This is a genomic window from Pseudomonas sp. KK4 (assembly GCF_001984065.1).
GTDB lineage: Bacteria > Pseudomonadota > Gammaproteobacteria > Pseudomonadales > Pseudomonadaceae > Aquipseudomonas.
In genome coordinates this window covers 18,455-42,921 of the sequence record NZ_LYVP01000003.1, presented here as the reverse complement: position 1 = coordinate 42,921, position 24,467 = coordinate 18,455, and the positions used below count along the sequence as shown (strand labels likewise).

The following is a 24,467-nucleotide window of genomic DNA, read 5'->3' as shown; positions in this document are numbered from 1 at the left end:
TACTCATTGTACTTGGCCGATCAGATTCAGCACCGCATCCGCCGCCTGATTGGAGGCATCCAGACGCAAGGTACGGTGGATTTCGTCGAACCCGCGGGTTTGTTCCAGACCACCTTCGATCAAAGGCGACAAAGTCTGGGCCAACGCCTCGACCGTTGCGTCATCCTGCAGCAACTCAGGCACCAGCAAACGCTGGGCCAGCAGGTTCGGCAAGGAGACGTAAGGACTCTTGACCATCCGTTTGAGAATCCAGAACGTCAGCGGCGCCAGGCGGTAGGCGACCACCATCGGGCGCTTGTACAGCAAGGCTTCCAGGGTCGCGGTTCCGGAGGCGATCAGCACCGCGTCACAGGCGGCCAGGGCCAGATGGGATTTGCCATCGAGCAGCGTCAGCGGCAGATCGCGGCCCACCAGCAACTCTTCAAGCTGCGCACGACGCTCCGGGCTGGCGCAAGGCATGATGAAGCGTACGCCAGGACGCATGGCCCGCAGACGCTGTGCCGTATCGAGAAACAAGGCACCGAGGCGCCCGACTTCGCCGCCCCGGCTGCCCGGCATCAAAGCCACCAGCGGCCCATCGGGCAAGCCGAGTTCGGCCCGTGCGGCGGCGCGATCGGCTTCGAGCGGGATGGCATCGGCCAGGGAATGCCCGACAAACCGCACCGGCACGCCTTTCTCTTCGTAAAATTTCGCTTCGAACGGGAACAGCGTGAGCATCAGGTCGCAGCCTTCGCGAATCTTCAGCACCCGCTTCTGCCGCCATGCCCAGACCGACGGGCTGACGTAATGCACGGTCTTGATCCCGGCCTGACGCAGCTTGAGTTCGATATTGAGGTTGAAGTCCGGAGCATCGATGCCGATGAACACATCCGGCCTGGCGTCGATCAGGTCTGCCACCAGCTTCTTGCGGCGTGCCAGCAGCTCGCGCAATCGGCCCAGCACTTCCACCAGGCCCATGACCGACAGGCGTTCCATCGGGAAGTAGGACTGCAAGCCTTCGGCCTGCATCAGCGGACCACCGACACCGATGAACTCCACGTCGGGATGACGGGACTTGAGCGCGCGCATCAGACCGGCGCCGAGAATGTCGCCGGAAGCCTCACCCGCCACCAGCGCAATACGCAGAGTAGCCATGGTTAGCGGGTGATGCCGCGGGTCGAAGACTGGATGGAGTCACGGAACACCGCGACTTCCGGGAACTGGGTCGACGGTTCGGCCAATTCGGTCAGCGCCTGCTCAACGGTCAGGCCCTGACGGTAGACGACTTTGTAGGCGCGGCGCAGGGCGTGAATGGCGTCTTCGCTGAAACCACGACGGCGCATGCCCTCGAAGTTCATGCTACGGGCCTCTGCCGGGTTGCCGAAGACCGTGACGTACGCAGGTACGTCCTTGCCGATGGCGGTGCCCATGCCGGAAAAGCTGTGGGCGCCGATGTGGCAATACTGGTGAACCAGGGTGAAACCGGACAGGATCGCCCAATCGTCCACGTGCACATGGCCCGCCAATGCAGTGTTGTTGACCAGGATGCAATGGTTGCCAATGACGCTGTCGTGGCCAATGTGCGCGTAGGCCATGATCAGGTTGTGATCGCCCAGGGTCGTTTCCGAACGGTCCTGAATGGTCCCACGGTGAATGGTCACACCTTCACGGATAACGTTGTGGTCACCGATCACCAGACGCGTTTCTTCGCCTTTGTACTTCAGGTCCGGCGTGTCCTCGCCTACCGAGGAAAACTGGTAGATTCGGTTGAACTTGCCGATTCGGGTCGGGCCTTTGAGAATGACGTGCGGCCCGATGACCGTTCCCTCGCCGATTTCCACACCTGCGCCAACGATCGACCACGGGCCGACCTCGACGCCGTCAGCCAGGACGGCCGTCGGATCGATGATTGCGCGAGGGTCAATCAAACTCATAGTTTGCGTTCCGCGCAGATGATTTCGGCGGAGCAGACCGGCTTGCCGTCGACCGAAGCCTGGCACTCGAACTTCCAGATCTGACGCTTGCAGCTGATGAACTTGGCTTCAAGAATCAGCTGATCACCTGGCAATACCGGCTGGCGGAAACGCAACTTGTCGGAGCCGACGAAGTAGTAAAGAGTGCCATCGGCCGGCTTCACGTCGAGCATTTTGAAACCAAGGATCCCGGCAGCCTGAGCCATCGCCTCGATGATCAGCACGCCCGGCATGATTGGATGCGCGGGAAAGTGACCATTGAAGAACGGTTCGTTGATGCTGACATTCTTGTAGGCGCGAATGCGCTTGCCTTCCACATCCAGATCCACGACCCGGTCCACCAGCAGGAACGGGTAACGGTGAGGCAGGTATTCGCGAATCTCGTTGATGTCCATCATTTCGGGGGGAAGCCTATGTAAAGATTGGGAGCGCGCGACTGACGCACACTCCTCTAGCAAATCAAGGACGCAGTCTAGCGGCTGTGCACACTTGATATGGAAATGGTATCAGCCATCTGATGAAGCATTACCGTCAGGGGTCACTTCCCCCTTCTGCTTTTCAAGCTGTCGCAAACGCCGCGCGATGTCATCGAGCTGACGGATGCGTGCCGCGCTTTTGCGCCACTCGGCTGCCGGCTGCATCGCCGTACCGGAAGAATAGGCGCCCGGCTCGGTGATCGAGTGGGTCACCATGGTCATGCCGGTGATGAAAACGTTGTCGCAGATATCGATATGCCCCACCAGCCCAACGCCACCGGCGAGCATGCAATGCTTGCCAATTTTGGTGCTGCCGGAAATGCCCACGCACGCCGCCATGGCTGTGTGATCGCCGATCTGAACGTTGTGGGCAATCTGAATCTGGTTGTCGAGCTTCACACCATTGCCAATGACTGTATCGGCTAGCGCGCCACGGTCGATGGCAGTATTCACACCGATTTCCACGTCGTCACCGACCAGTACGCCACCGATCTGGGCAATTTTCTGCCAGATGCCTTTTTCGTTGGCGAATCCGAAGCCTTCGCCACCGAGCACGGCACCGGATTGAATCACGACACGCTTGCCCACGCGCACATCGTGATACAGGGTGACGCGCGGTGCGAGCCAGCCACCTTCGCCGATCACACTGCGGGCCCCGATGAAACAGTAAGCACCGATGGTCGTGCCCGCACCCACTTGGGCCCCGCTTTCGATGACTACGAAAGCGCCGATACTGGCCGCTGGATCGACGACCGCATCAGCCGCAATAACCGCCGTCGGATGAACACCGGCAGCCGCTTTGGGCTTGGGATCAAACAGATGAGAGATACGCGCATAGGCTGCGTATGGATCGGGCACCACCAATGCATTACCGGCAAAACCTTCGGCGTCAGCGGCCTTGAGCAACAGCGCTGCCGCCTGGCTGCCTGCCAGGTATTTACGGTATTGAGGGTTTGCGAGAAAGCTCAACTGAGCTGGGCCAGCCTCCTGCAAGGTGGCTAGCCCAGTAATTGCTTTCTCCGGGTCGCCACGCAGTGTGGCGCCTAGGAACTCGGCCAATTGGCCGAGCTTGATGGTCGCTGTCATGGATTACTTCAGCTGATTCATGCGCTCGATAACCTGGCGCGTGATGTCGTACTGAGGTTTGACATCAATAACTGCACCACGCTCGAAGACCAGGTCAAAAGCACCTTTCTTGATGACTTCTTCCACAGCGCTGTCCAGTTTCGGCTTGAGCTGCTTGAGCATTTCACGGTCGGCAACGGCTTTGGCTTCGTTCAGTTCCTTGGACTGGAACTGGAAGTCACGTGCCTTTTGCTTGAATTCGAGCTCCAGACGTTCACGCTCGCCTTGCTGCATCTTGTCGCCACCGGCCATCAGGCGATCCTGAATGCCCTTGGCGCTGCTTTCCAGCGTCTTGAGCTTGGTCAATTGCGGACCGAACTTTTTCTCGGCATCCACGGCGTATTTCTTGGCCGCATCGGATTCCAGCAGGGCCATCTGATAGTTCAGAACGGCAATTTTCATGTCGGCAAACGCCGGGCCTGCTACCAGTACGGAAGCCAGGAGAACCAATTGAGTCAACTTACGCACGATGCACTCCTACAAAATCCATTGTCGTTATCTTGGGTCAAACGCTTAGAACGTCTGACCGAGGGAGAATTGGAACACTTGAGTTTCAGCGTCATCCGGTTTCTTGACCGGCATGGCCAGGGCGAAACTCAGAGGACCCAGTGCGGTGACCCAGGTCACACCCACACCGACGGAACTGGCCATATTAGTCAAGCTGATGTCGTTGCACTTGGTGTTGGACTTCGTGCCATCGGCGTTAGTGGTATCAGAGCACGACGAGTCGAACACGTTACCCACGTCCCAGAATACCGAAGTACGCAAGGAACGCTGATCCTTGACGAACGGCAGTGGGAACAGAACCTCCACACCACCCTGGATCAGGACGTTACCACCGAACGGCAGTGGATCCTGGTCCGGGTCAACCGCGGTGCCAGGGTTCTTGCCGGTACTTGGCGTACTGCGCGGACCCAACGTACTGTCCTTGAAGCCACGAACCGAGTTGAAACCACCAGCATAGTAGTTTTCGTAGAATGGCAAGCCATCGGTAGAACCGTAACCGTCGCCATACCCCAACTCGGTGTGCAGGCGCATGGTGTAGTTTTCGCTCAGTGGCTGGAACAACTGGCCACGGTAATCCAGCTTGAAGAACGACAGGTCGCTGCCTGGAGTCGTGGTTTCCAGCACCAGGCTCTGGGAATGGCCACGGGTCGCCAACACGCCTTTGTTCAGGGTCGATTCGGACCAACCGGCAGACGCCTTGAAGTTCAGGTAGTTGTCGCCTTCCTTGTTAACGAAGTCGAAGATTTCATCAACGGTGTATACGCCGGTCTTGATCTTGTCCTGCTGTGCGGTCAGGCCGAAGGTCAGACGCGAAGTCTCGCTGATCGGGTAGCCGACGCTCACGCCTGCACCCAGGCTGTCTACGGCATAGCTCGCTACGTCGACGTCGAGGTCTTTGTAGTCGGTGGTGCGGTAGAAGGCGTTGTAGCCCAGGCTCACGCCATCGGCAGTCCAGTAGGGGTCGACATAACCGAAGTTATAACGGCTCTGGTATTCGCTTCGAGTCAGGCCGATGCTGACCTTGTTACCGGTACCCAGGAAGTTGTTCTGGGTGATCGAACCACCAAGGATAAGACCCGCGCTCTGGGCGAAACCGACGCTGGCGGTGATCGAACCGGAGGCTTGTTCTTCTACGCTGTAGTTCACATCAACCTGATCGTCGACACCCGGTACGGCTGGAGTTTCAACGTTGACTTCCTTGAAGAAGCCCAGGCGCTCAAGACGGGTCTTGGACTGGTCGATCAGGTAGGTCGAAGCCCAGCCGCCTTCCATCTGGCGCATCTCACGACGCAGCACTTCGTCTTCCGACTTGGTGTTGCCACGGAAGTTGATGCGGTTGACGTAGGCGCGCTTGCCTGGATCGACAGCGAAAGTAATGTCTACGGTGTGATCATCGTCGTGAGGCTGCGGCACGCCGTTGACGTTGGCGAAGGTGTAACCCTCGTTACCCAGACGACGGGTGATCAGCTCGGAAGTGGTGGTCATCAGCTTGCGCGAGAACACCTGACCTTTCTGCACCAGCAGCAGGGACTTGACCTGGTCTTCAGGCACTTTCAGGTCACCGCTCAGTTTCACATCGCGAACGGTGTACTTGTCACCTTCGTTGATGTTGACGGTGATGTAGACGTGTTTCTTGTCCGGCGTGATGGACACCTGGGTCGAAGCGATATCCATGTTGATATAGCCGCGGTCCAGGTAGTAGGAACGCAGACGCTCCAGGTCACCGGAGAGTTTTTCACGGGCGTACTTGTCATCATTCTTGAAGAACGACAGCCAGTTGGTGGTCTTGAGCTCGAACAGGTCGATCAGGTCTTCGTCCGGGAAAACGGTGTTGCCCACCACGTTGATGTGCTGGATAGCGGCAACAGTGCCTTCGTTGATGTTGACCTTCAGCCCGACGCGGTTACGCGGCTGCGGCACCACTTCGGTGTCGACGGTGGCCGAGTAGCGACCTTGCGCGACGTACTGGCGCTGCAGTTCGTTGCGCACGCCTTCGAGGGTGGCGCGCTGGAAGATCTCGCCTTCGGCCAGACCGGATTGCTTGAGGCCCTTCATCAGGTCTTCGGTGGAGATCGCCTTGTTACCTTCGATCTCGATACTGGCAACCGATGGACGCTCGACTACCGTAATGACAAGAACGTTGCCATCGCGACCCAGCTGGATATCTTGAAAGAAACCGGTTTTGAACAACGCACGAGTGGATTCCACCAGGCGACGATCATCCGCCTGTTCACCGACGTTCAACGGCAAAGCACCAAAGACGCTACCCGCGGAGACCCGCTGGAGGCCATTGACGCGAATATCAGAGATAGTGAAGGACTCGGCGTGAACTTCGGCGATCATCAATACGGTGAGAACCGCAGTTAGCAGCAGACGTTTCATGAAGTCCTTTCTTATTCCAACTGGCAATAAACAAACTGCCGCAAAATGCGGCAGATTCGCAATTCAGCGACGTTACAGACGGCCTAGATCATTGACCAGAGCGAGCAACATCACTCCGACCACCAAACTGATACCGATCTGTATCCCCCAACCTTGCACCCGATCCGACAAGGGACGACCACGCGCCCACTCGATCAGATAAAACAACAAATGCCCCCCATCCAGCACAGGAATGGGCAGCAAATTCAGAACCCCCAGGCTAATACTCAGATAAGCAAGGAAATTCAGGAAATCAGCGACACCCGACTGGGCCGAAGCGCCCGCCACTTTAGCAATGGTTATCGGTCCACTCAAGTTTTTTACCGAGAGCTCGCCGAACAACATTTTCTTCAGTGAATCGAGGGTCAGCACGCTCATGGTCCAGGTACGTCGAGCCCCCTCGCCAATCGCGGCCACAGGACCGTAACTGACCTCTCGAATCATCTCTGGTGGCCAATCGACCGCCTTCACCCCAGCCCCAAGATAACCACTCGGCGCCTTTTTCTCGCCACGCGCAGCCAGTGTGACAGGGACGTCGATTTGAGCACCATCGCGCTCGACCCGCAGCACAATTTTGGTATCAGGACGCATACGGACGGTATCGACCACCTGCTGCCAGTCGTCCAGCGACTTGCCGTCCAGGGCCAGCAGACGATCGCCCATCTTCAGCCCGGCAGCCTGCGCAGGGCCATTCGGATCAAGTTCGGCCAGAATCGGTGGCAGCGCAGGACGCCATGGGCGGATACCCAGAGATCGAATCGGATCCGGCTCGTCGGCCCCCTTGAGCCAGTTATCCAGAGCCAGCTCGCGCGGCGAATCCACCGTGGAACCCTGTTCACGAACCAACAACTTAAGGGAACCGCTCTCCCCAAGGCGGCGAACCAACTGCAGATTTACCGCAGCCCAGCCAGTGACTGGCTCGCCGTCGATCGAAACGATTTCCTGGCCCGCATTCAAACCCGCCTTGGCGGCAATACTGCCCGACTCCACGGCACCGATAACCGGACGCACCTGCTCGCTGCCGAGCATGGCCAACACCCAGAAGAACACGAGCGCCAACAGGAAGTTGGCAATCGGCCCGGCTGCGACGATGGCGATGCGCTGACGAACCGATTTGCGATTGAAAGAATGCTCGAGCTGATCGACCGGCACTTCGCCTTCACGCTCATCGAGCATTTTCACGTAACCACCCAGCGGAATGGCCGCCACCACAAACTCGGTGCCCTGCTTGTCGTGCCAGCGAAGCAACGGCATGCCAAAGCCTACGGAGAAACGCAGCACCTTGACCCCACAGCGACGCGCGACCCAGAAATGGCCGAACTCGTGGAAGGTGACCAGCACACCCAACGCCACCAGGGTGCCGACAATCATATAGAGCGCGCTCATCTACTTTCTCCGCATTCCTGTCTGGTGCCACATGGGCCAACGCCTTGCAGCATTATCGCCCGTGGCGACTCAACCATTGCCCGGCCAGCACACGGGCCTTCGTATCCGCCGTGAACACGGCCTCCAGATCATCCACAGCCACTACAGGCTCAAGATTCAAGGTGTCTTCGATGATACTCGCGATTTCCGGGTAACGAACCCGTCCGTCGAGAAACGCTGCAACAGCGACTTCATTCGCCGCATTGAGCATGGCCGGTGCGCTATTGCCCGCTTCGGCTGCCTGGCGAGCCAAGCGCAGGCAAGGGAAACGCTCTTCGTCCGGCGCTTCGAAATCAAGGCGTGCGATGGCGAACAAGTCCAGCGGCGGCACCCCCGAGTCAATTCGCTCAGGCCATGCCAGTGCATTGGCGATGGGGGTGCGCATGTCCGGGTTACCCAATTGAGCCAACACCGAGCCATCGACGTAGTCGACCAGTGAGTGGATCACACTCTGGGGATGAATCACCACCTCGACCTGAGACGGCTGGGCATCGAACAGCCAGCAGGCCTCGATCAACTCCAGCCCTTTGTTCATCATGCTGGCCGAATCGACCGAAATCTTGCGCCCCATGGACCAGTTCGGGTGAGCGCAGGCCTGATCAGGTGAAACATGGGCCAGCTCGGCCAAGGGCGTCTGCCGGAACGGACCACCAGAGGCGGTGAGCAATATCCGACGCACCCCCACCGCATCGAGTCCGCGGGCAAAATCCCGTGGCATGCACTGGAAAATCGCATTGTGCTCGCTGTCGATCGGCAGCAGCACCGACCCGCTCTTGCGTACAGCCTGCATGAACAGGGCGCCGGACATGACCAGCGCTTCCTTGTTGGCCAGCAGGATTTTCTTGCCCGCCTCCACGGCCGCCAGCGTCGGACGCAAGCCGGCAGCGCCGACGATAGCCGCCATCACTGCGTCGACCTCGGCGTCGGCAGAGACCTGACACAGGCCCTCTTCACCCACCAGCACACGCGTGGAAAGACCCGCTGCACTCAGGTCGTCCTGCAGCATGCGGGCAGCGCCCGCCTCGGGCACCACAGCGAAGCGCGGTGTGTGACGTACACAAAGGGCCAGCAACTCCCTCAGGCGTGTAAAACCGCTCAACGCGAAGACCTGATAGCGATCGGGATGGCGGGCGATGACATCAAGAGTGCTCAGGCCAATAGAGCCAGTCGCCCCCAGAACGGTTATCTGCTGTGGACGGCTCACGGTGCGGCCATCCACAACAGTACGGCAAAGACGGGAATCGCAGCCGTCAGGCTGTCGATGCGGTCCAGAACGCCGCCATGACCGGGCAGCAGGTTACTGCTGTCCTTGATCCCGGACTGACGCTTGAACATGCTCTCGGTAAGATCGCCGACTACCGAGATGAAGACAATCACGGCCGCGCCGATCAGCCCCTTGAACAGTTCGGCAACAGTCCAGTCACGAACGAAGCCGACGATCACAGTAATCACCAGACTCAGGACCAGACCGCCGTAGACGCCTTCCCAGCTCTTGCCTGGGCTGACTTGCGGCGCCAGCTTGCGCTTGCCGAAGGCCCGACCTGAAAAGTACGCGCCGATATCGGCCCCCCAGACCAGCACCATCACCGCCATGATCAGCCAGTTGCCCAGGGGCTGCTGTTTGATCTGAACCAGGCCCTGCCAGGCCGGCAGCAGGATCAGCAGACCGATGACCAGCTTGCAGGCCGCACTGGCCCAGTGTTCGCTGGAGCGTGGATAGGTCAGCACCAGATAGGTCGCCACCGCCCACCAGAGTACCGAAGCGCCCAGCACCCAAGGCGCGAGCCCGGGGAAGATGTACATGACGAACAGCAACAACGCGACCACGGCGGCGAACGCCACACGGAACGATTGCGCGGTAAAGCCGGCCAGACGCGCCCACTCCCAGGCACCGAGGGTCACGACCAGCCCGATGAACAATGCGAAGCCGGAACCCTCGAGCAGGAAAAACCCGCACAGGGCAATCGGCAACAGGATCAGCGCAGTGATGATTCGTTGTTTAAGCATTAAACCCGGGCTCCAGCCTCGACCTGCTCGCTCGTTTTACCGAAGCGACGCTGGCGGGATGCGAAATCGGCCAGCGCATTGCGCATGGCGTCGTGTTTGAAGTCCGGCCAGAACAGGTCGGAGAAGTACAACTCGGCGTAAGCCAGTTGCCAGAGCAGGAAGTTACTGATGCGATGTTCGCCGCCGGTACGAATGCACAGGTCCGGCAGTGGCAGATCACCGGTCGCCAGACAGGTTTGCAACAGGTCCGGCGTGATGTCTTCCGGACGCAGATGGCCTGCCTGAACCTCGCGAGCCAGGCGCTGCGCGGCTTGCGCAATGTCCCACTGACCGCCGTAATTGGCAGCGATCTGCAGGACGAAACGATTGGCACCGACGGTCATCGCCTCGGCTTCACGCATCGCGGCCTGCAACTCCGGATGAAACCGTGAACGATCGCCGATGATGCGCAAACTGATGTTGTTGTCATTCAGGCGCTTGGCCTCGCGACGCAACGCCTTGAAGAACAGATCCATCAAGGCGCTGACCTCATCGGCCGGACGCTGCCAGTTCTCGCTGGAGAAGGCGAACAGGGTCAATACCTCGACCCCGGACTCTGCACACACCTCGATCACCGCACGAACTGCATCGACACCCGCTTTATGCCCGGCGACACCCGGCATAAAGCGTTTTTTCGCCCAGCGATTATTGCCATCCATGATGATCGCGACATGGCGCGGCACCGCGGACGGCGCAATCTGCTTGGTCTTGTCCATTAACACGTGACCCTTATACGGCCATCAGGTCTTTTTCTTTCTCTGCCAGCTTCGCGTCGATTTCAGCCACGAACTTCTTGGTCAGATCGTCGATCTCGCCAGTGGCGCGACGCTCTTCGTCTTCGCTGATCTCTTTTTCCTTGACCAGATCCTTCAGCGAGCTGTTGGCGTCACGACGGATGTTGCGCACGGCAACACGGGCGTCTTCTGCGACATCACGGGCTTGCTTGGTGAAACCGCGACGGGTCTCTTCGGTCAGGGCCGGCATGCTGATCAACAGCAATTCGCCCAGGTTGGTCGGGTTCAGGTTCAGACCGGCGCTGCCGATCGCCTTGTCCACGGCGCCGAGCATATTGCGCTCGAACGCCACGACCTGCAGGGTGCGGGCGTCTTTGACCGTGATGTTGGCCACTTGCTTGATCGGGGTGTCGGCACCGTAATACGGGACCATCACGCCTTCCAGGATGCTTGGGTGCGCCTGGCCGGTACGAATACGGCCGAAGTTGTGCGCCAGCGATTCCACGGATTTCTGCATGCGCTCTTTAGCGTCTTTCTTGATTTCGTTGATCATTGTTGGCCTTCCTCGATCAGGGTCCCTTCAGCGCCGCCGTGCACGATGTTCAGCAGGGCGCCGGGTTTGTTCATGTTAAATACGCGCAGCGGCATCTTGTGGTCGCGGCACAGGCAAATGGCCGTCAGATCCATCACACCCAGCTTGCGATCCAGTACTTCATCGTAGGTCAGATGATCGAACTTCTCGGCATGCGGGTCTTTGAACGGGTCAGCAGTGTAGACACCATCGACCTTGGTTGCCTTGAGCACGACATCGGCATCGATTTCGATTGCACGCAGGCAGGCTGCCGAATCCGTGGTAAAGAACGGATTGCCGGTACCGGCCGCGAAAATCACCACATCCTTGGAGTTCAGGTGGCGCATGGCCTTGCGGCGATCATAGTGATCGGTCACGCCAACCATGGAAATGGCCGACATCACGATTGCGGAGATATTGGCACGTTCCAGCGCATCGCGCATGGCCAGGGCGTTCATCACAGTGGCCAGCATGCCCATATGGTCGCCGGTGACACGGTCCATGCCCGCCTTGCTCAGGGCCTCACCGCGGAACAGGTTGCCACCGCCGATGACCAGACCGACCTGAACACCGATACCGACCAACTGGCCGACTTCCAGCGCCATGCGATCCAGAACTTTCGGATCGATCCCGAACTCTTCCGAGCCCATCAGGGCCTCGCCGCTAAGTTTGAGTAGAATGCGTTTATAGCGAGCCTGATAACCACTGCCCTGCTGAGCCATTGCGAATCTCTCCTGCGGCGTATTTTAAAAATTCTTTGCGAGCTGTTTTCAGCTGGCGTTCACTCTAGCGTGGCGCTGCTTCAGCGCCATCGGAACATGGCTTTGTAAGCCAGTTCCAAACGGAAACCAATTAAAATTGGTAACCCATCTGAAAAGAGGCTGCGCGCGTGAGCGGGCAGCCTCTTCAGGGCGACAGTTAAAAAACCGTCTTATTGCTTGGCAGCAGCCAGTTGTGCGGCAACTTCTTCAGCGAAGTTGTCTACTGGCTTCTCGATGCCTTCGCCGACTTTGAAGTAGGTGAAGGAAACGATTTCAGCGCCGGCTTTCTTGGCCAGAGCACCCACGGTGACTTCCGGGTTCATTACGAAAGCTTGCTCAACCAGGCTGGCTTCAGCCAGGAACTTGGTGATACGGCCGGCAATCATCTTCTCGACGATTTCAGCTGGCTTGCCTTTCATCTTGTCTTCGTTCAGGGTCAGGAAAACACCCTTCTCGCGCTCGATGGCTTCCGGCGAAACCTGCGATGGCAGCAGGAACTCAGGGTTGCTTGCCGCCACGTGCATGGCGATCTCTTTGGCCAGCTGAACATCGCCGCCCTTGAGAACAACAGCGACACCGATCTTGTTACCGTGCAGGTAAGTGCCGACCACGTCGCCTTCAACGCGAACCAGGCGACGGATGTTGACGTTTTCGCCAACTTTGGCCACCAGGGCTTCACGAGCCGATTCCTGAGCGGCGATCAGCGGAGCTGCGTCGGTCAGTTTTTCAGCGAAGGCTTTTTCTACGCTGGCAGCCACGAAGTTCTTGAAGTCGTCTTGCAGGGCCAGGAAGTCGGTCTGCGAGTTGACTTCCAGCAGCACGGCGGACTTGTCGTCGGCCTTGATGGCGATAGCGCCTTCAGCGGCAACGTTGCCAGCCTTTTTGGCAGCCTTGATGGCGCCCGAAGCACGCATGTCATCAATGGCTTTTTCGATGTCGCCGCCAGCCTTGGTCAAGGCCTTTTTGCAGTCCATCATGCCTTCGCCAGTACGCTCGCGCAGTTCTTTGACCAACGCTGCAGTAATCTCTGCCATTTCAAAATTCCTCTTGGATAGGTTATCAACCATTCCACCCGATCGAACGGGCGTTCAATTCTTCCCGAACCACCCTTGTTAGCTGCCGCACATTACAAATAAGGCAGTGGGCGCCGACAAATGGTTTTCAAGGTGGCAAAAAGGGGGCCAAGCCCCCTTTTTGCTTACTGAGTCAACGCCAGGGGCGTCAATTACTCAGCTGCAGCTGCCGGAGCTTCTTCAACGAAAACTTCGGTGCCGCCAGCAACGTTGTTGCGACCACGGATAACAGCGTCAGCCATCGAACCCATGTACAGCTGGATGGCGCGGATTGCGTCATCGTTGCCTGGGATGATGTAGTCAACGCCTTCCGGGCTGCTGTTGGTATCGACTACGCCGATAACCGGGATGCCCAGCTTGTTGGCTTCGGTAATCGCGATGCGCTCGTGATCAACGTCGATAACGAACAGAGCGTCTGGCAGACCGCCCATGTCCTTGATACCACCCAGGGAACGATCCAGCTTTTCCAGGTCACGGGAGCGCATCAGCGCTTCTTTCTTGGTCAGCTTGGCGAAAGTACCGTCTTCGGCTTGTACTTCAAGGTCACGCAGACGCTTGATGGAAGCACGGATGGTCTTGAAGTTGGTCAGCATGCCGCCCAACCAGCGGTGATCGACGTACGGCGAACCGCAACGTGCTGCTTCTTCAGCAACGATCTTGCCAGCGGAACGCTTGGTGCCGACGAACAGAATCTTGTTTTTGCCCTGGGCCAGACGCTCTACGAAAGTCAGCGCTTCGTTGAACATTGGCAGGGTTTTTTCAAGGTTGATGATGTGGATCTTGTTGCGCGCGCCGAAAATGTACTTGCCCATTTTCGGGTTCCAGTAACGGGTCTGGTGACCGAAGTGCACACCGGCCTTCAGCATATCGCGCATGTTGACTTGGGACATGATAGTTCCTTAATAAGTCGGGTTTGGCCTCCACGTATCCCAATGACCAACCAGCAGCATCAGCTGAAGGCACCCAGGTCATCGTGTCGACACGTGTGTGGATTTAAGCCTTACGGGGCATCCCCGGAAAGCGGCGCATTTTATATCACAGGGCCGGGAAAAACGGAACCCGGATTGTGAAATCCCGACGGCCATGACGATTGAGCCCTTGGAATCCGCCCGGAATGCACCATTCTATAGAGAGAAGCGATGGACAGAGGCGCCGAATTGCACTGATCGTCTGTTAGAATCGCGTTTTTCAGGGCTGCGAAATTCAATCGCGCAACGCCCTTTCCGTTTGAGAAGCGCCGCCGAGCGCAGAGAGAGCCTGTATGACCGTCACCCTCAAAACCCCCGAGGACATCGCAAAAATGCGCATCGCCGGCAAACTGGCCGCCGATGTGCTGGAAATGATTGCAGAACATGTCAAGCCGGGCGTGACCACCGATCAGTTGAACCAGATCTGCCACGACTACATCGTCAACGAGCAGAAAGCCATCCCTGCCCCGCTTAACTACAAGGGCTATCCGAAGTCGATCTGCACGTCGATCAACCATGTCGTCTGCCACGGCATCCCGAACGACAAGCCGCTCAAGGATGGCGACACCCTGAACATCGACGTCACGGTCATCAAGGACGGCTACCATGGCGACACCAGCCGCATGTTCCACGTCGGCACCGTGCCGGTCTGGGCCGAGCGCCTGTCGCAAGTGACCCAGGAATGCATGTACAAGGCGATCGAAATCGTCAAACCCGGCTGCCGCCTGGGCGACATCGGCGAAATCATCCAGAAGCACGCTGAAAAGAACGGTTTCTCGGTGGTTCGCGAGTTCTGTGGCCATGGCATCGGCAAGGTGTTCCACGAAGAACCGCAGATCCTGCACTACGGCCGCGCCGGTACCGGCATGGAACTGAAGGCCGGCATGACCTTCACCATCGAACCGATGATCAACCAGGGCCGCGCCGACACCAAGGTGCTGGGCGATGGCTGGACCGCGATCACCAAGGACCGCAAGCTGTCGGCGCAGTGGGAACACACCCTGCTGGTGACCGAAACCGGCTACGAGATCTTCACCCTGCGCAGCGACGACACCATCGCCCGCGTTTCGGCCTGATCACACCGCACAGTTCCCAGCTTTATAGATAGGAAAGCCAATCGATGCCGCAGGTGGATCCCGAACTCTTCGACCGCGGCCAGTTCCAGGCTGAACTGGCCCTGAAGGCAAGCCCGATCGCGGCCTTCAAGAAGGCCATCCGCCAGGCCCGCGAAGTGCTCGACACGCGCTTTCGCAATGGCCGGGACATACGCCGGCTGATCGAGGACCGTGCCTGGTTCGTCGACAACATCCTGCAAAAGGCCTGGGACCAGTTCAACTGGAGCGAAGACGCTGACATCGCCCTGGTGGCCGTTGGCGGCTACGGCCGGGGCGAGTTGCACCCCTACTCCGACATCGATCTGCTGATTCTGCTGGACAGCGCCGACCACGAAGTTTTCCGCGATTCCATCGAGCGTTTTCTGACGCTGCTGTGGGACATCGGCCTGGAGGTCGGCCAGAGCGTTCGCTCGGTCGACGAGTGCGCCATCGAGGCCCGCGCCGACCTGACGGTGATCACCAACCTGATGGAAAGCCGCACCATCGCCGGCCCGGAGCACCTGCGCCAACGCATGCTGGATGTCACCAGCACAGCGCACATGTGGCCGAGCAAGGACTTCTTCCTGGCCAAGCGTGCCGAGCAGAAGGCACGCCACCACAAGTACAACGACACCGAATACAACCTGGAACCCAACGTCAAAGGCTCGCCGGGCGGCCTGCGGGATATCCAGACGATTCTGTGGGTGGCCCGTCGCGAGTACGGCACCCTGAACCTGCGAGCCCTGGCCGGCGAAGGTTTTCTGGTGGAGAGCGAAAACGCCCTGCTGGCTTCGTCCCAGGAGTTCCTATGGAAGGTGCGTTACGCCTTGCACATGCTGGCCGGGCGCTCCGAAGACCGCCTGCTGTTCGACCACCAGCGCACCATCGCCAAACTGCTGGGATTCGAAGGCGACGACGCCAAGCAAGCCGTCGAAAACTTCATGCAGCAGTATTACCGGGTGGTCATGAGCATCGCCCAGCTCAGCGACCTGATCATCCAGCACTTCGAGGAAGTGATCCTCGCCCCGGAAGACGAAGCGCCGCCGCAGCCGATCAACTCGCGGTTCCAGCTGCACGACGGCTACATCGAGGCGCGTAACGACAACGTGTTCCGCCGCACCCCGTTCGCCATGCTGGAAATCTTCGTGCTGATGGCGCAGCAGCCGGAAATCAAGGGTGTGCGTGCCGACACCATTCGTCTGTTGCGGGAAAACCGTCACCTGATCGACGACGATTTCCGCAACGACATCCGCAACACCAGCCTGTTCATCGAGCTGTTCAAGTGCAAGATCGGCATCCACCGCAACCTGCGGCGGATGAACCGCTACGGCATCCTCGGCCGTTATCTGCCTGAGTTCGGCTTCATCGTCGGGCAGATGCAACACGACCTGTTCCACATTTATACGGTCGACGCCCACACCCTGAACCTGATCAAGCACCTGCGTAAGCTCCAGTACACGCAAGTGTCGGAAAAATTCCCGCTGGCCAGCAAGCTCATGGGCAAGCTGCCCAAGCCTGAACTGATCTACCTGGCCGGTCTGTACCATGACATCGGCAAAGGCCGGCATGGCGATCACTCGGAGATCGGCGCCGTGGATGCCGCGGCGTTTTGCCAGCGCCACCAGTTGCCGGTGTGGGACAGCCGCCTGATCGTGTGGCTGGTGCAGAACCACCTGGTGATGTCGACCACCGCCCAGCGCAAGGACTTGTCTGACCCGCAGGTGATCCATGATTTCGCGCAGATCGTCGGCGACGAAACCCACCTTGATTACCTGTACGTGTTGACCGTGGCCGATATCAACGCCACCAACCCGACGCTGTGGAACTCCTGGCGCGCCAGCCTGCTGCGTCAGCTGTACACCGAGACCAAGCGTGCGCTACGGCGTGGCCTGGAAAACCCGGTGGACCGCGAAGAGCAGATCCGCCAGACCCAGAGCGCCGCCCTGGACATCCTGGTACGCGGCGGCACCGACCCGGACGATGTCGAACAGCTGTGGGCACAGTTGGGTGATGACTACTTCCTGCGTCACACCGCCGGCGATGTCGCCTGGCACACCGACGCGATCCTCCAGCAACCGGCCGACGGCGGGCCGTTGGTGCTGATCAAGGAAACCACCCAGCGCGAGTTCGAGGGCGGCACGCAGATCTTCATCTATGCGCCGGACCAGCACGATTTCTTCGCCGTGACCGTGGCGGCGATGGACCAGTTGAACCTGAACATTCACGACGCCCGGGTCATCACCTCCAGCAGCCAGTTCACCCTCGACACCTACATCGTGCTCGACACCGACGGCGACTCGATCGGCGACAACCCGGCGCGGGTCAAACAGATCCGTGACGGCCTGACCGAAGCCCTGCGCAATCCCGACGATTACCCGACCATCATCCAGCGTCGGGTGCCGCGCCAGCTCAAGCATTTCGCCTTCGCCCCCCAGGTAACGATTCACAACGACGCGCAACGTCCGGTGACGGTGTTGGAACTGACGGCCCCCGACCGCCCTGGCCTGCTGGCGCGGATCGGCACGATCTTCCTGGAGTTCGACCTGTCGCTGCAGAACGCCAAGATCGCCACCCTGGGCGAGCGCGTCGAAGACGTGTTCTTCATCACCGACGCTCACAATCAGCCGCTCTCCGACCCGCTGCTGTGCAGTCGCCTGCAGGATGCGATCGTCGAGCAACTGAGCGTCAACCAGGAACCGGATATCAAACTGTCGCGCATCAGCATCTGAACCCACCATAGCCCTCCCCCACTGTAGGGGCGAGCTCGCTCGCGATGGTCGTCAACGATAACGCGGGGCATCAGATGGCCCCCCTCGCTTGATCCACCATCGCGAGCAAACTCGCTCCTACAGAGGACACAGAACGAGATCTACCGATGAACAACGCTTTATCCCAGCTGCAGCCCTACCCGTTCGAGAAACTCCGCGCCCTGCTCGGCAGTGTCACGCCCAACCCGGACAAGCGGCCTATCGCGTTGTCCATTGGCGAGCCGAAACACCGTTCGCCCAGCTTCGTCGGCGAAGCCCTGGCCAGCAATCTGGAAAAAATGGCGGTGTACCCCACCACCCTCGGTATCCCGGAACTGCGCGAAGCCATCGCAGCCTGGTGCGAGCGTCGTTTCAACGTGCCGAGCGGCTGGATCGACCCGGCGCGCAACGTGCTGCCGGTCAACGGCACCCGTGAAGCGCTGTTCGCCTTCACCCAGACCGTGGTCAACCGTGGCGATGACGCATTGGTGGTCAGCCCGAACCCGTTCTATCAGATCTACGAAGGCGCAGCGTTCCTCGCCGGGGCCAAGCCGCACTACTTGCCGTGCCTCGATGAAAACGGCTTCAACCCTGATTTCGATGCCGTTTCCCCGGACATCTGGAAACGCTGCCAGATCCTGTTCCTGTGCTCGCCGGGCAACCCCACCGGTGCGCTGATTCCGGTCGAAACCCTGAAAAAGCTGATCGCCCTGGCCGACGAATACGACTTCGTGATTGCCGCGGACGAGTGCTACAGCGAGCTGTATTTCGACGAACAAACCCCGCCACCGGGCCTGCTCAGCGCGTGCGCCGAACTGGGCCGCAAGGATTTCAAGCGTTGCGTGGTGTTCCACAGCCTGTCCAAGCGCTCCAACCTGCCGGGCCTGCGCTCCGGTTTTGTCGCCGGCGACGCGGAAATCCTCAAGGGCTTTTTGCTCTATCGCACCTACCACGGCTGCGCGATGCCGGTTCAGACACAACTGGCCAGCGTCGCCGCATGGAACGACGAAGTGCACGTACGCGCCAACCGGGCGTTGTATCGCGAGAAGTTTGACGCGGTGCTGGAAATCCTCAGCCCGGTACTGGACGTGCAGCGTCCGGACGGCAGCTTCTACCTGTGGCCGAATGTGGCCGGTGACGACGCGGATTTCTGCCGTGACCTGTTCGAGCAGGAGCACGTGACCGTGGTGCCGGGCTCCTACCTGTCGCGGGACGTGGACGGCGTCAATCCGGGGGCCGGACGTGTGCGCATGGCACTGGTTGCGCCGCTGGCCGAGTGTGTCGAAGCGGCCGAGCGGATTCGCGATTTCATCCAGCGCCGCCAGTAAAATGCGACCTCGGTAGGAGCGAGCTTGCTCGCGATGAACGACAGAACACCGCGGGGCGTCAGGCGGCCCGCGTCATCGTTGTCGACCATCGCAAGCAAGCTCGCTCCTATACCTGACCGAGCTTGGCCTCGCTCAAATCCAGCTCCGCCAACACCTCCCGCAACACATCATCGCCAATCTGATGATGGCGACTGAGGCTGTACAGCTCCAGGCGCTGCGCCCGCAGCGCCTTCAAGCGCAATCGCCGCTCCAGCAAATCCATCTGAAACGCCAGCGCCTGAGCTTCGGCGGAGTCGTTGAACACCTCCAACTGGTGCCGATACTCGGACATGATCCGCGCCTTCAATTCCGCCGACAGCGCCGACTCGGCAGCGTCCTGCGGATTGACCTCTTCGATTTCCAGCGCATGAATGGCCGCCTCGGCAGTCTTGCGCCAGGCGTCACGTACCTCCTGGCGACGCTTTTCGTCCGGCCCTTGCTCGATGCCGCGAAGCAACAGAGGCAAGGCAATGCAGGCGGCAACCAACGACAGCAGGATCACCCCCGCGGCGATGAAAATCAGCAGGTCGCGTTCGGGGAATGCCTCGGTGCCCATCAGCATCGGCACCGACAGCACGCCCGCCAGGGTCACCGCCCCTCGCACCCCACCGACAGTCAACAGCGCACAGGAACGCGCGCTCGGCACCCGGGTAATCTCATCCTTGCCGCGCCAGCGCCGCACGAAAATCGACAGATGCCAGATGCTTTTTACCCAGACAAACCGCAACACCAGCAGCACCAGGAAAATGGCCAGCACATCGAGGCCGCGATAAAGCAGGGTTGGCCACAGCGAATCCTCGTGGCTGGCCACCGCTTTGATGATGTCCGGCAACTGCAAACCCAGTAGCAGGAAGATCAGGCCGTTGAAGGCGAACTCCAGCAACGACCAGACGCTGCGGTTGAGCAGTCGGGTGTTGGTCTGGCGCGGCAGCAGATCGAGCCAGCTCTGCATCATCCCCGCCGCCACCGCCGACAGAATCCCGGACGCGCCAACGCGCTCGGCCAGCACGTAAGCGGCAAAAGGCAGCAACAGCATGAACACAACGTGGGTGGCCGGGTCGCCCCAGCCCCGGGCGATCATCCACGACCGCAAGCGCCCCACCAGCCAACTCAAGGCCACGCCGATCGCCAGGCCGCCGACCGCCACCAGCACGAAGGTCACGCTGGCGCCGGCCAGCGAGAACGCCCCGGTGATCGCCGCTACCAGAGCGAACTTGAAGGTCACCAGGCCCGAGGCGTCATTCATCAGTGCCTCACCCTGCAACATGTGCATCAACGGCGTGGGCAACCGGTTCTGCGAGATCGCCGACACCGCCACGGCGTCGGTGGGCGACAACACTGCCGCCAGGGCAAAGGCCACCGGCAGTGGGATGCTCGGCAACAACCAATGAATGAAATACCCGGCGCCGACCACGGTGAACAGCACCAGGCCCACCGCCAGGGTCAGGATAGGCCCGCGCAGTCGCCAGAACTCACGCTTGGGCATGCGCCAGCCATCGGAAAACAATAAAGGCGGCAGGAACAGAAACAGAAACAATTCCGGGTCCAGCGCCACATGCAACCCCAATGTCGGCCAGGCAAGCAAAGCGCCTGCGCCAATCTGCACCAGAGGCAACGGCAACGGGATCACCCGCCCGATCAGGCGCGATAGCCCGACAAGCATGAGCATGATCAGGACGGTATAGGCGGTTTGCATAAAGCGTGGTTCCCGGACGATCGACAGCATTGAAGTGCCATATTAGACGCTTAGACTGCAGGTGCCCCTTGCACCTATGTCGCAAGCAGTCCTTTGGGAGCGGGCTTGCTCGCGAATACGCTGTGACGGACAAATCGATGTGACTGACACTGCGCATTCGCGAGCAAGCCCGCTCCCACTGGGATCACCGAGGCAAATCGACCTGGACCGCCGCGAAACCGTCCGGTCATGGCATAATCCCAAACCTTTTTTCTCCAGCACCTGTAAAGGGGGCGATTCCTTGACCGTTTCAAGCAAAACGTTGCACCTTTTCGGCATCAAAGCCTGCGACACCATGAAAAAGGCGCGCACCTGGCTCGATGAACACGCTGTCAGCTATGACTTTCATGATTACAAGGCGGTCGGCATCGACCGCGAACACCTGACCCAATGGTGCAACGAGCACGGCTGGGAAGTGGTGTTGAACCGTGCAGGCACGACCTTTCGCAAGCTCGACGACGAACGCAAAGCCGATCTCGACCAGTCGAAAGCCATTGAGCTGATGCTCGCACAACCTTCGATGATCAAGCGCCCGGTGCTCGATCTCGGTGACCGAACCCTGATTGGCTTCAAGCCAGATATCTACGCGGCAGCTCTGAAGTAAGCAGCCCGTTTCAATTTGTTAGAGGTATCAACATGTCCACTACTTTGTTCAGCCTGGCCTTCGGTGTCGGCACTCAGAACCGTCAAGGCGCATGGCTGGAAGTGTTCTACGCGCAACCTTTGCTCAACCCGTCGGCCGAGCTGGTCGCTGCCATTGCGCCGATCCTGGGCTACAGCGAAGGCAACCAGGCCATCGCATTCAGCACCACCCAGGCGTCGCAACTGGCTGAAGCCGTCAAGGGCGTCGACGCGGCCCAGGCCGCCCTGCTGACCCGCCTGGCCGAAAGCCACAAGCCGTTGGTCGCCACCCTGCTGGCCGAAGATGCCCAGCTGTCGTCGACCCCTGAGGCCTACCTCAAGCTGCACCTGCTGTCCCACCGTCTGGTCAAGCCCCACGGCCTGAACCTGGCCGGCATCTTCCCGTTGCTGCCGAACGTGGCCTGGACCAGCCAGGGCGCCATCGACCTGTCGGAACTGGCCGAGCATCAACTGGAAGCGCGCCTGCGTGGCGAGCTGCTGGAAGTGTTCTCGGTGGACAAGTTCCCGAAAATGACCGACTACGTGGTCCCGGCCGGCGTGCGTATCGCTGATGCGTCGCGTCTGCGCCTGGGTGCCTACGTGGGCGAAGGCACCACCGTGATGCACGAAGGTTTCATCAACTTCAACGCCGGCACCGAAGGCCCGGGCATGATCGAGGGCCGCGTTTCCGCGGGCGTCTTCGTCGGCAAGGGTTCGGACCTGGGCGGCGGTTGCTCGACCATGGGCACCCTGTCGGGCGGCGGCAACATCGTGATCAAGGTTGGCGAAGGCTGCCTGATCGGCGCCAACGCCGGTATCGGTATCCCGTTGGGCGACCGTACCACCGTAGAGTCGGGCCTGTATGTCACCGCCGGCACCAAAGTGGCGCTGCTGGACGAGAACAACAAGCTGGTCAAAGTGGTGAAGGCCCGTGAACTGGCCGGTCAGACCGACCTGCTGTTCCGCCGCAATTCGCAAACCGGTGCCGTGGAATGCAAAACCCACAAATCGGCGATCGAACTGAACGAAGCGCTGCACGCTCACAACTAAGCGCCCAGAGCAACGAAACCGATCACCTGTGGGAGCGGGATTGCTCGCGAAGGGGCCCTTGAGGCCGCCAAAAGCTTCGCGAGCAAGCCCGCTCCCACAAGGTCAGGCGTACACCTCGCCCATGTTCAACAGGGCTCGATAGCATGATGATTCTCTCTCCCTGGCGTGCCGATTTCCCGGCCATCGCCGCGCTGCAACGGCAAGACCAGACCTATCTGGACAACGCCGCCACCACGCAAAAACCTCAAGCCCTGCTGGACGCCCTGGCGCACTACTACGCCAACGGCGCGGCCAATGTGCATCGGGCGCAGCACCTGCCCGGCGCCCACGCCACCCAGGCGTTCGAAGACAGCCGACGCAAGGCTGCGCAATGGCTCAATGCCGGTGACAGCGGGCAGATCATCTTTACCCACGGCGCGACCTCCGCGCTGAACCTCCTGGCCTATGGCCTGGAGCATCTTTTCCAGCCGGGCGATGAAATCGTCATCAGCGCCCTGGAGCACCACGCCAACCTGCTGCCCTGGCAGCAACTGGCACAGCGCCGCGACTTGAAACTGCTGATCCTGCCGCTGGATGCCGATGGCGTGATCGACCTCGAGGCGGCCAATCGCTTGATCGGCCCACGCACACGTTTGTTGGCGGTCAGCCAGTTGTCCAACGTCATCGGCGCCTGGCAACCCCTGCCCGCACTACTGGCGATGGCCCAGGCGCACCAGGCTCTGACTGTGATCGACGGCGCACAGGGCGTGGTCCATGGCCGGCATGACGTGCAGGCGCTGGGTTGCGACTTCTATGTGTTTTCCAGCCACAAGCTCTACGGCCCCGATGGCCTGGGCGTGCTGTTCGGGCGTAACCAAGCCCTGCAACAGCTGCGCCCCTGGCAGTTCGGCGGCGAGATGGTGCTGGACGCCAATTACCACGACGCACGCTTTCGTCCGGCGCCGCTGGGTTTCGAGGCGGGCACTCCGCCGGTGTCCAGCGTCATCGGCCTGGGCGCGACCCTGGACTATCTCAGCACGCTCGATCAGGACGCCGTAAACGCCCATGAAGCGGCGCTGCATGACTACCTGCTCAAGGGGATGGAAGCGCGCAACGGCATCCGCCTGCTGGGCAAGCCACAGGTGGCACTGGCCAGTTTCACCGTCGAGGGTGTGCATAACTCTGATCTGGCGCACCTGCTCACTGAACAGGGGATCGCGGTCCGCGCCGGACATCACTGTGCCATGCCGCTGCTCAAAAGCTTTGAACTGGCCGGGGCGATTCGGGTGTCGCTGGCGCTGTACAACGATTCCGAGGATGTGGAGCGGTTCTTTGAGGCGCTGGATCAAGCCTTGGAGATGTTGCGATGAACCTGCCCGCCGATGCCGTGACCGCGTTCGATACCTTCCAGGCGGCAGCCGGTTGGGAACAACGGGCTCGCCTGCTGATGCAATGGGGCGATCGCCTGCCGGCGTTGAGCGATGTGGATAAGGTCGAGGCCAACCGTGTGCATGGCTGTGAGAGCCAGGTGTGGCTGGTGGGCGAATTGCACGATGGGCACTGGCAGTTCCGCGCCAACAGCGATGCACGGCTGATCCGCGGACTGGTGGCATTGCTGCTGGCGCGGGTCAATGGCTTGTCAGCCGCAGACTTGCAGCAGGTGAATTTGCCGGACTGGTTCAATCAGTTGGGGCTTGGCCGGCAGCTCTCCCCCTCGCGCAGTAATGGCCTGAATGCCGTACTGCAACGAATGAATGAGTTGGCTGGTTGATGCTGTGGCGAGGGAGCTTGCTCCCGCTGGGGCGCGAAGCGGCC

At 60.1% G+C, this 24,467-nt stretch carries 22 protein-coding genes and 1 pseudogene; 7 read left to right on the top strand and 16 right to left on the bottom strand.

What is annotated here, in order from left to right; translation table 11 throughout:
• Positions 1–3: 3 nt before the first annotated feature.
• The 14 genes from lpxB to rpsB form a co-directional block, all read right to left on the bottom strand.
• Positions 4–1,134, bottom strand: coding sequence for a lipid-A-disaccharide synthase (gene lpxB, locus B0W55_RS01640; RefSeq protein ID WP_077044304.1), 1,131 nt, complete (start codon positions 1,132–1,134; stop codon positions 4–6).
• A gap of 2 nt (positions 1,135–1,136) precedes the next feature.
• Positions 1,137–1,913: an acyl-ACP--UDP-N-acetylglucosamine O-acyltransferase gene (lpxA, locus tag B0W55_RS01635; protein ID WP_077044303.1), complete on the bottom strand. Its 777-nt coding sequence runs from the start codon at positions 1,911–1,913 to the stop codon at positions 1,137–1,139.
• On the bottom strand, positions 1,910–2,350 hold the full coding sequence (gene fabZ, locus B0W55_RS01630; protein ID WP_007940511.1) for a 3-hydroxyacyl-ACP dehydratase FabZ: 441 nt from the start codon (positions 2,348–2,350) through the stop codon (positions 1,910–1,912). The genes lpxA and fabZ overlap by 4 nt, the downstream gene beginning before the upstream one ends.
• Positions 2,351–2,458: 108 nt before the next feature.
• A complete protein-coding gene (lpxD, locus tag B0W55_RS01625; protein WP_077044302.1) occupies positions 2,459–3,514 on the bottom strand; it encodes a UDP-3-O-(3-hydroxymyristoyl)glucosamine N-acyltransferase in 1,056 nt (351 codons plus the stop codon).
• Positions 3,515–3,517: 3 nt separating this feature from the next.
• Positions 3,518–4,021, bottom strand: a complete 504-nt coding sequence (locus B0W55_RS01620; protein WP_007990260.1) for an OmpH family outer membrane protein — start codon at positions 4,019–4,021, stop codon at positions 3,518–3,520.
• A 45-nt stretch (positions 4,022–4,066) separates the two neighbouring features.
• Positions 4,067–6,442: an outer membrane protein assembly factor BamA gene (gene bamA, locus B0W55_RS01615; RefSeq protein ID WP_077044301.1), complete on the bottom strand. Its 2,376-nt coding sequence runs from the start codon at positions 6,440–6,442 to the stop codon at positions 4,067–4,069.
• A gap of 72 nt (positions 6,443–6,514) precedes the next feature.
• Positions 6,515–7,867 (bottom strand): sigma E protease regulator RseP, encoded by a 1,353-nt coding sequence (gene rseP / locus B0W55_RS01610; protein WP_077044300.1) that lies wholly within the window; start codon positions 7,865–7,867, stop codon positions 6,515–6,517.
• A 52-nt stretch (positions 7,868–7,919) separates the two neighbouring features.
• Positions 7,920–9,110 (bottom strand): 1-deoxy-D-xylulose-5-phosphate reductoisomerase, encoded by a 1,191-nt coding sequence (gene ispC, locus B0W55_RS01605; RefSeq protein WP_077044405.1) that lies wholly within the window; start codon positions 9,108–9,110, stop codon positions 7,920–7,922.
• On the bottom strand, positions 9,107–9,913 hold the full coding sequence (locus tag B0W55_RS01600) for a phosphatidate cytidylyltransferase (protein ID WP_077044299.1): 807 nt from the start codon (positions 9,911–9,913) through the stop codon (positions 9,107–9,109). The genes ispC and B0W55_RS01600 overlap by 4 nt, the downstream gene beginning before the upstream one ends.
• The gene (gene uppS, locus B0W55_RS01595; protein WP_077044298.1) at positions 9,913–10,668 is read right to left on the bottom strand and encodes a polyprenyl diphosphate synthase; all 756 of its coding nucleotides are present in this window, start codon (positions 10,666–10,668) and stop codon (positions 9,913–9,915) included. Before uppS ends, B0W55_RS01600 begins: the two co-directional genes overlap by 1 nt.
• Before the next feature lie 13 nt (positions 10,669–10,681).
• A complete protein-coding gene (frr, locus tag B0W55_RS01590; protein ID WP_007940501.1) occupies positions 10,682–11,239 on the bottom strand; it encodes a ribosome recycling factor in 558 nt (185 codons plus the stop codon).
• Positions 11,236–11,979 (bottom strand): UMP kinase, encoded by a 744-nt coding sequence (gene pyrH / locus B0W55_RS01585; RefSeq protein ID WP_003222124.1) that lies wholly within the window; start codon positions 11,977–11,979, stop codon positions 11,236–11,238. Before pyrH ends, frr begins: the two co-directional genes overlap by 4 nt.
• 209 nt (positions 11,980–12,188) lie before the next feature.
• A complete protein-coding gene (gene tsf / locus B0W55_RS01580) occupies positions 12,189–13,052 on the bottom strand; it encodes a translation elongation factor Ts (RefSeq protein WP_077044297.1) in 864 nt (287 codons plus the stop codon).
• 191 nt (positions 13,053–13,243) lie between these two features.
• Positions 13,244–13,981, bottom strand: a complete 738-nt coding sequence (gene rpsB, locus B0W55_RS01575; RefSeq protein WP_008057307.1) for a 30S ribosomal protein S2 — start codon at positions 13,979–13,981, stop codon at positions 13,244–13,246.
• Positions 13,982–14,352: 371 nt separating this feature from the next.
• Between rpsB and map the strand changes: the two genes are divergently transcribed.
• The 3 genes from map to dapC all read left to right on the top strand — a co-directional run bounded on the left by map (position 14,353) and on the right by dapC (position 19,228).
• Complete coding sequence (gene map, locus B0W55_RS01570; RefSeq protein ID WP_077044296.1) at positions 14,353–15,135, top strand: type I methionyl aminopeptidase; 783 nt, start codon at positions 14,353–14,355, stop codon at positions 15,133–15,135.
• A 44-nt stretch (positions 15,136–15,179) separates the two neighbouring features.
• Positions 15,180–17,882 (top strand): [protein-PII] uridylyltransferase, encoded by a 2,703-nt coding sequence (locus B0W55_RS01565; protein ID WP_077044295.1) that lies wholly within the window; start codon positions 15,180–15,182, stop codon positions 17,880–17,882.
• Positions 17,883–18,028: 146 nt separating this feature from the next.
• Positions 18,029–19,228, top strand: a complete 1,200-nt coding sequence (gene dapC, locus B0W55_RS01560; RefSeq protein ID WP_077044294.1) for a succinyldiaminopimelate transaminase — start codon at positions 18,029–18,031, stop codon at positions 19,226–19,228.
• 11 nt (positions 19,229–19,239) lie between these two features.
• Here dapC and B0W55_RS31455 read toward each other — a convergent pair.
• Together B0W55_RS31455 and B0W55_RS01555 are read right to left on the bottom strand one after the other, a co-directional pair.
• Positions 19,240–19,317: pseudogene (locus tag B0W55_RS31455) on the bottom strand (outer membrane lipoprotein carrier protein LolA); the annotation flags it as partial.
• 17 nt (positions 19,318–19,334) lie between these two features.
• On the bottom strand, positions 19,335–20,963 hold the full coding sequence (locus B0W55_RS01555; RefSeq protein WP_077044404.1) for a Na+/H+ antiporter: 1,629 nt from the start codon (positions 20,961–20,963) through the stop codon (positions 19,335–19,337).
• Between the two features lie 280 nt (positions 20,964–21,243).
• On the opposite strand from B0W55_RS01555, the gene B0W55_RS01550 reads away from it, so the two are divergent.
• The 4 genes from B0W55_RS01550 (at position 21,244) to B0W55_RS01535 (ending at position 24,423) form a co-directional block, all read left to right on the top strand.
• Complete coding sequence (locus tag B0W55_RS01550) at positions 21,244–21,606, top strand: ArsC family reductase (RefSeq protein ID WP_008057297.1); 363 nt, start codon at positions 21,244–21,246, stop codon at positions 21,604–21,606.
• Between the two features lie 32 nt (positions 21,607–21,638).
• Entirely contained in the window at positions 21,639–22,673 is a 1,035-nt protein-coding gene (gene dapD, locus B0W55_RS01545; RefSeq protein ID WP_077044293.1) for a 2,3,4,5-tetrahydropyridine-2,6-dicarboxylate N-succinyltransferase, read from the top strand.
• A gap of 143 nt (positions 22,674–22,816) precedes the next feature.
• Entirely contained in the window at positions 22,817–24,022 is a 1,206-nt protein-coding gene (locus B0W55_RS01540) for an aminotransferase class V-fold PLP-dependent enzyme (RefSeq protein ID WP_077044292.1), read from the top strand.
• Positions 24,019–24,423: a SufE family protein gene (locus B0W55_RS01535; protein ID WP_077044291.1), complete on the top strand. Its 405-nt coding sequence runs from the start codon at positions 24,019–24,021 to the stop codon at positions 24,421–24,423. The genes B0W55_RS01540 and B0W55_RS01535 overlap by 4 nt, the downstream gene beginning before the upstream one ends.
• The last annotated feature ends 44 nt before the right edge of the window (positions 24,424–24,467 follow it).

Excerpts from the sequence above, each read along its gene's own strand:
- lpxA (WP_077044303.1), bottom strand. The coding sequence starts at position 1,913 with ATGAGTTTGATTGACCCTCGCGCAATCATCGATCCGACGGCCGTCCTG.
- B0W55_RS01565 (WP_077044295.1), top strand. The coding sequence starts at position 15,180 with ATGCCGCAGGTGGATCCCGAACTCTTCGACCGCGGCCAGTTCCAGGCT.
- tsf (WP_077044297.1), bottom strand. The coding sequence starts at position 13,052 with ATGGCAGAGATTACTGCAGCGTTGGTCAAAGAACTGCGCGAGCGTACT.
- B0W55_RS01535 (WP_077044291.1), top strand. The coding sequence starts at position 24,019 with ATGAACCTGCCCGCCGATGCCGTGACCGCGTTCGATACCTTCCAGGCG.
- uppS (WP_077044298.1), bottom strand. The coding sequence starts at position 10,668 with ATGGACAAGACCAAGCAGATTGCGCCGTCCGCGGTGCCGCGCCATGTC.
- fabZ (WP_007940511.1), bottom strand. The coding sequence starts at position 2,350 with ATGATGGACATCAACGAGATTCGCGAATACCTGCCTCACCGTTACCCG.
- bamA (WP_077044301.1), bottom strand. The coding sequence starts at position 6,442 with ATGAAACGTCTGCTGCTAACTGCGGTTCTCACCGTATTGATGATCGCC.
- B0W55_RS01555 (WP_077044404.1), bottom strand. The coding sequence starts at position 20,963 with ATGCAAACCGCCTATACCGTCCTGATCATGCTCATGCTTGTCGGGCTA.
- frr (WP_007940501.1), bottom strand. The coding sequence starts at position 11,239 with ATGATCAACGAAATCAAGAAAGACGCTAAAGAGCGCATGCAGAAATCC.
- pyrH (WP_003222124.1), bottom strand. The coding sequence starts at position 11,979 with ATGGCTCAGCAGGGCAGTGGTTATCAGGCTCGCTATAAACGCATTCTA.
- lpxD (WP_077044302.1), bottom strand. The coding sequence starts at position 3,514 with ATGACAGCGACCATCAAGCTCGGCCAATTGGCCGAGTTCCTAGGCGCC.
- rseP (WP_077044300.1), bottom strand. The coding sequence starts at position 7,867 with ATGAGCGCGCTCTATATGATTGTCGGCACCCTGGTGGCGTTGGGTGTG.
- dapC (WP_077044294.1), top strand. The coding sequence starts at position 18,029 with ATGAACAACGCTTTATCCCAGCTGCAGCCCTACCCGTTCGAGAAACTC.
- dapD (WP_077044293.1), top strand. The coding sequence starts at position 21,639 with ATGTCCACTACTTTGTTCAGCCTGGCCTTCGGTGTCGGCACTCAGAAC.
- rpsB (WP_008057307.1), bottom strand. The coding sequence starts at position 13,981 with ATGTCCCAAGTCAACATGCGCGATATGCTGAAGGCCGGTGTGCACTTC.
- lpxB (WP_077044304.1), bottom strand. The coding sequence starts at position 1,134 with ATGGCTACTCTGCGTATTGCGCTGGTGGCGGGTGAGGCTTCCGGCGAC.
- map (WP_077044296.1), top strand. The coding sequence starts at position 14,353 with ATGACCGTCACCCTCAAAACCCCCGAGGACATCGCAAAAATGCGCATC.
- B0W55_RS01600 (WP_077044299.1), bottom strand. The coding sequence starts at position 9,913 with ATGCTTAAACAACGAATCATCACTGCGCTGATCCTGTTGCCGATTGCC.
- B0W55_RS01540 (WP_077044292.1), top strand. The coding sequence starts at position 22,817 with ATGATGATTCTCTCTCCCTGGCGTGCCGATTTCCCGGCCATCGCCGCG.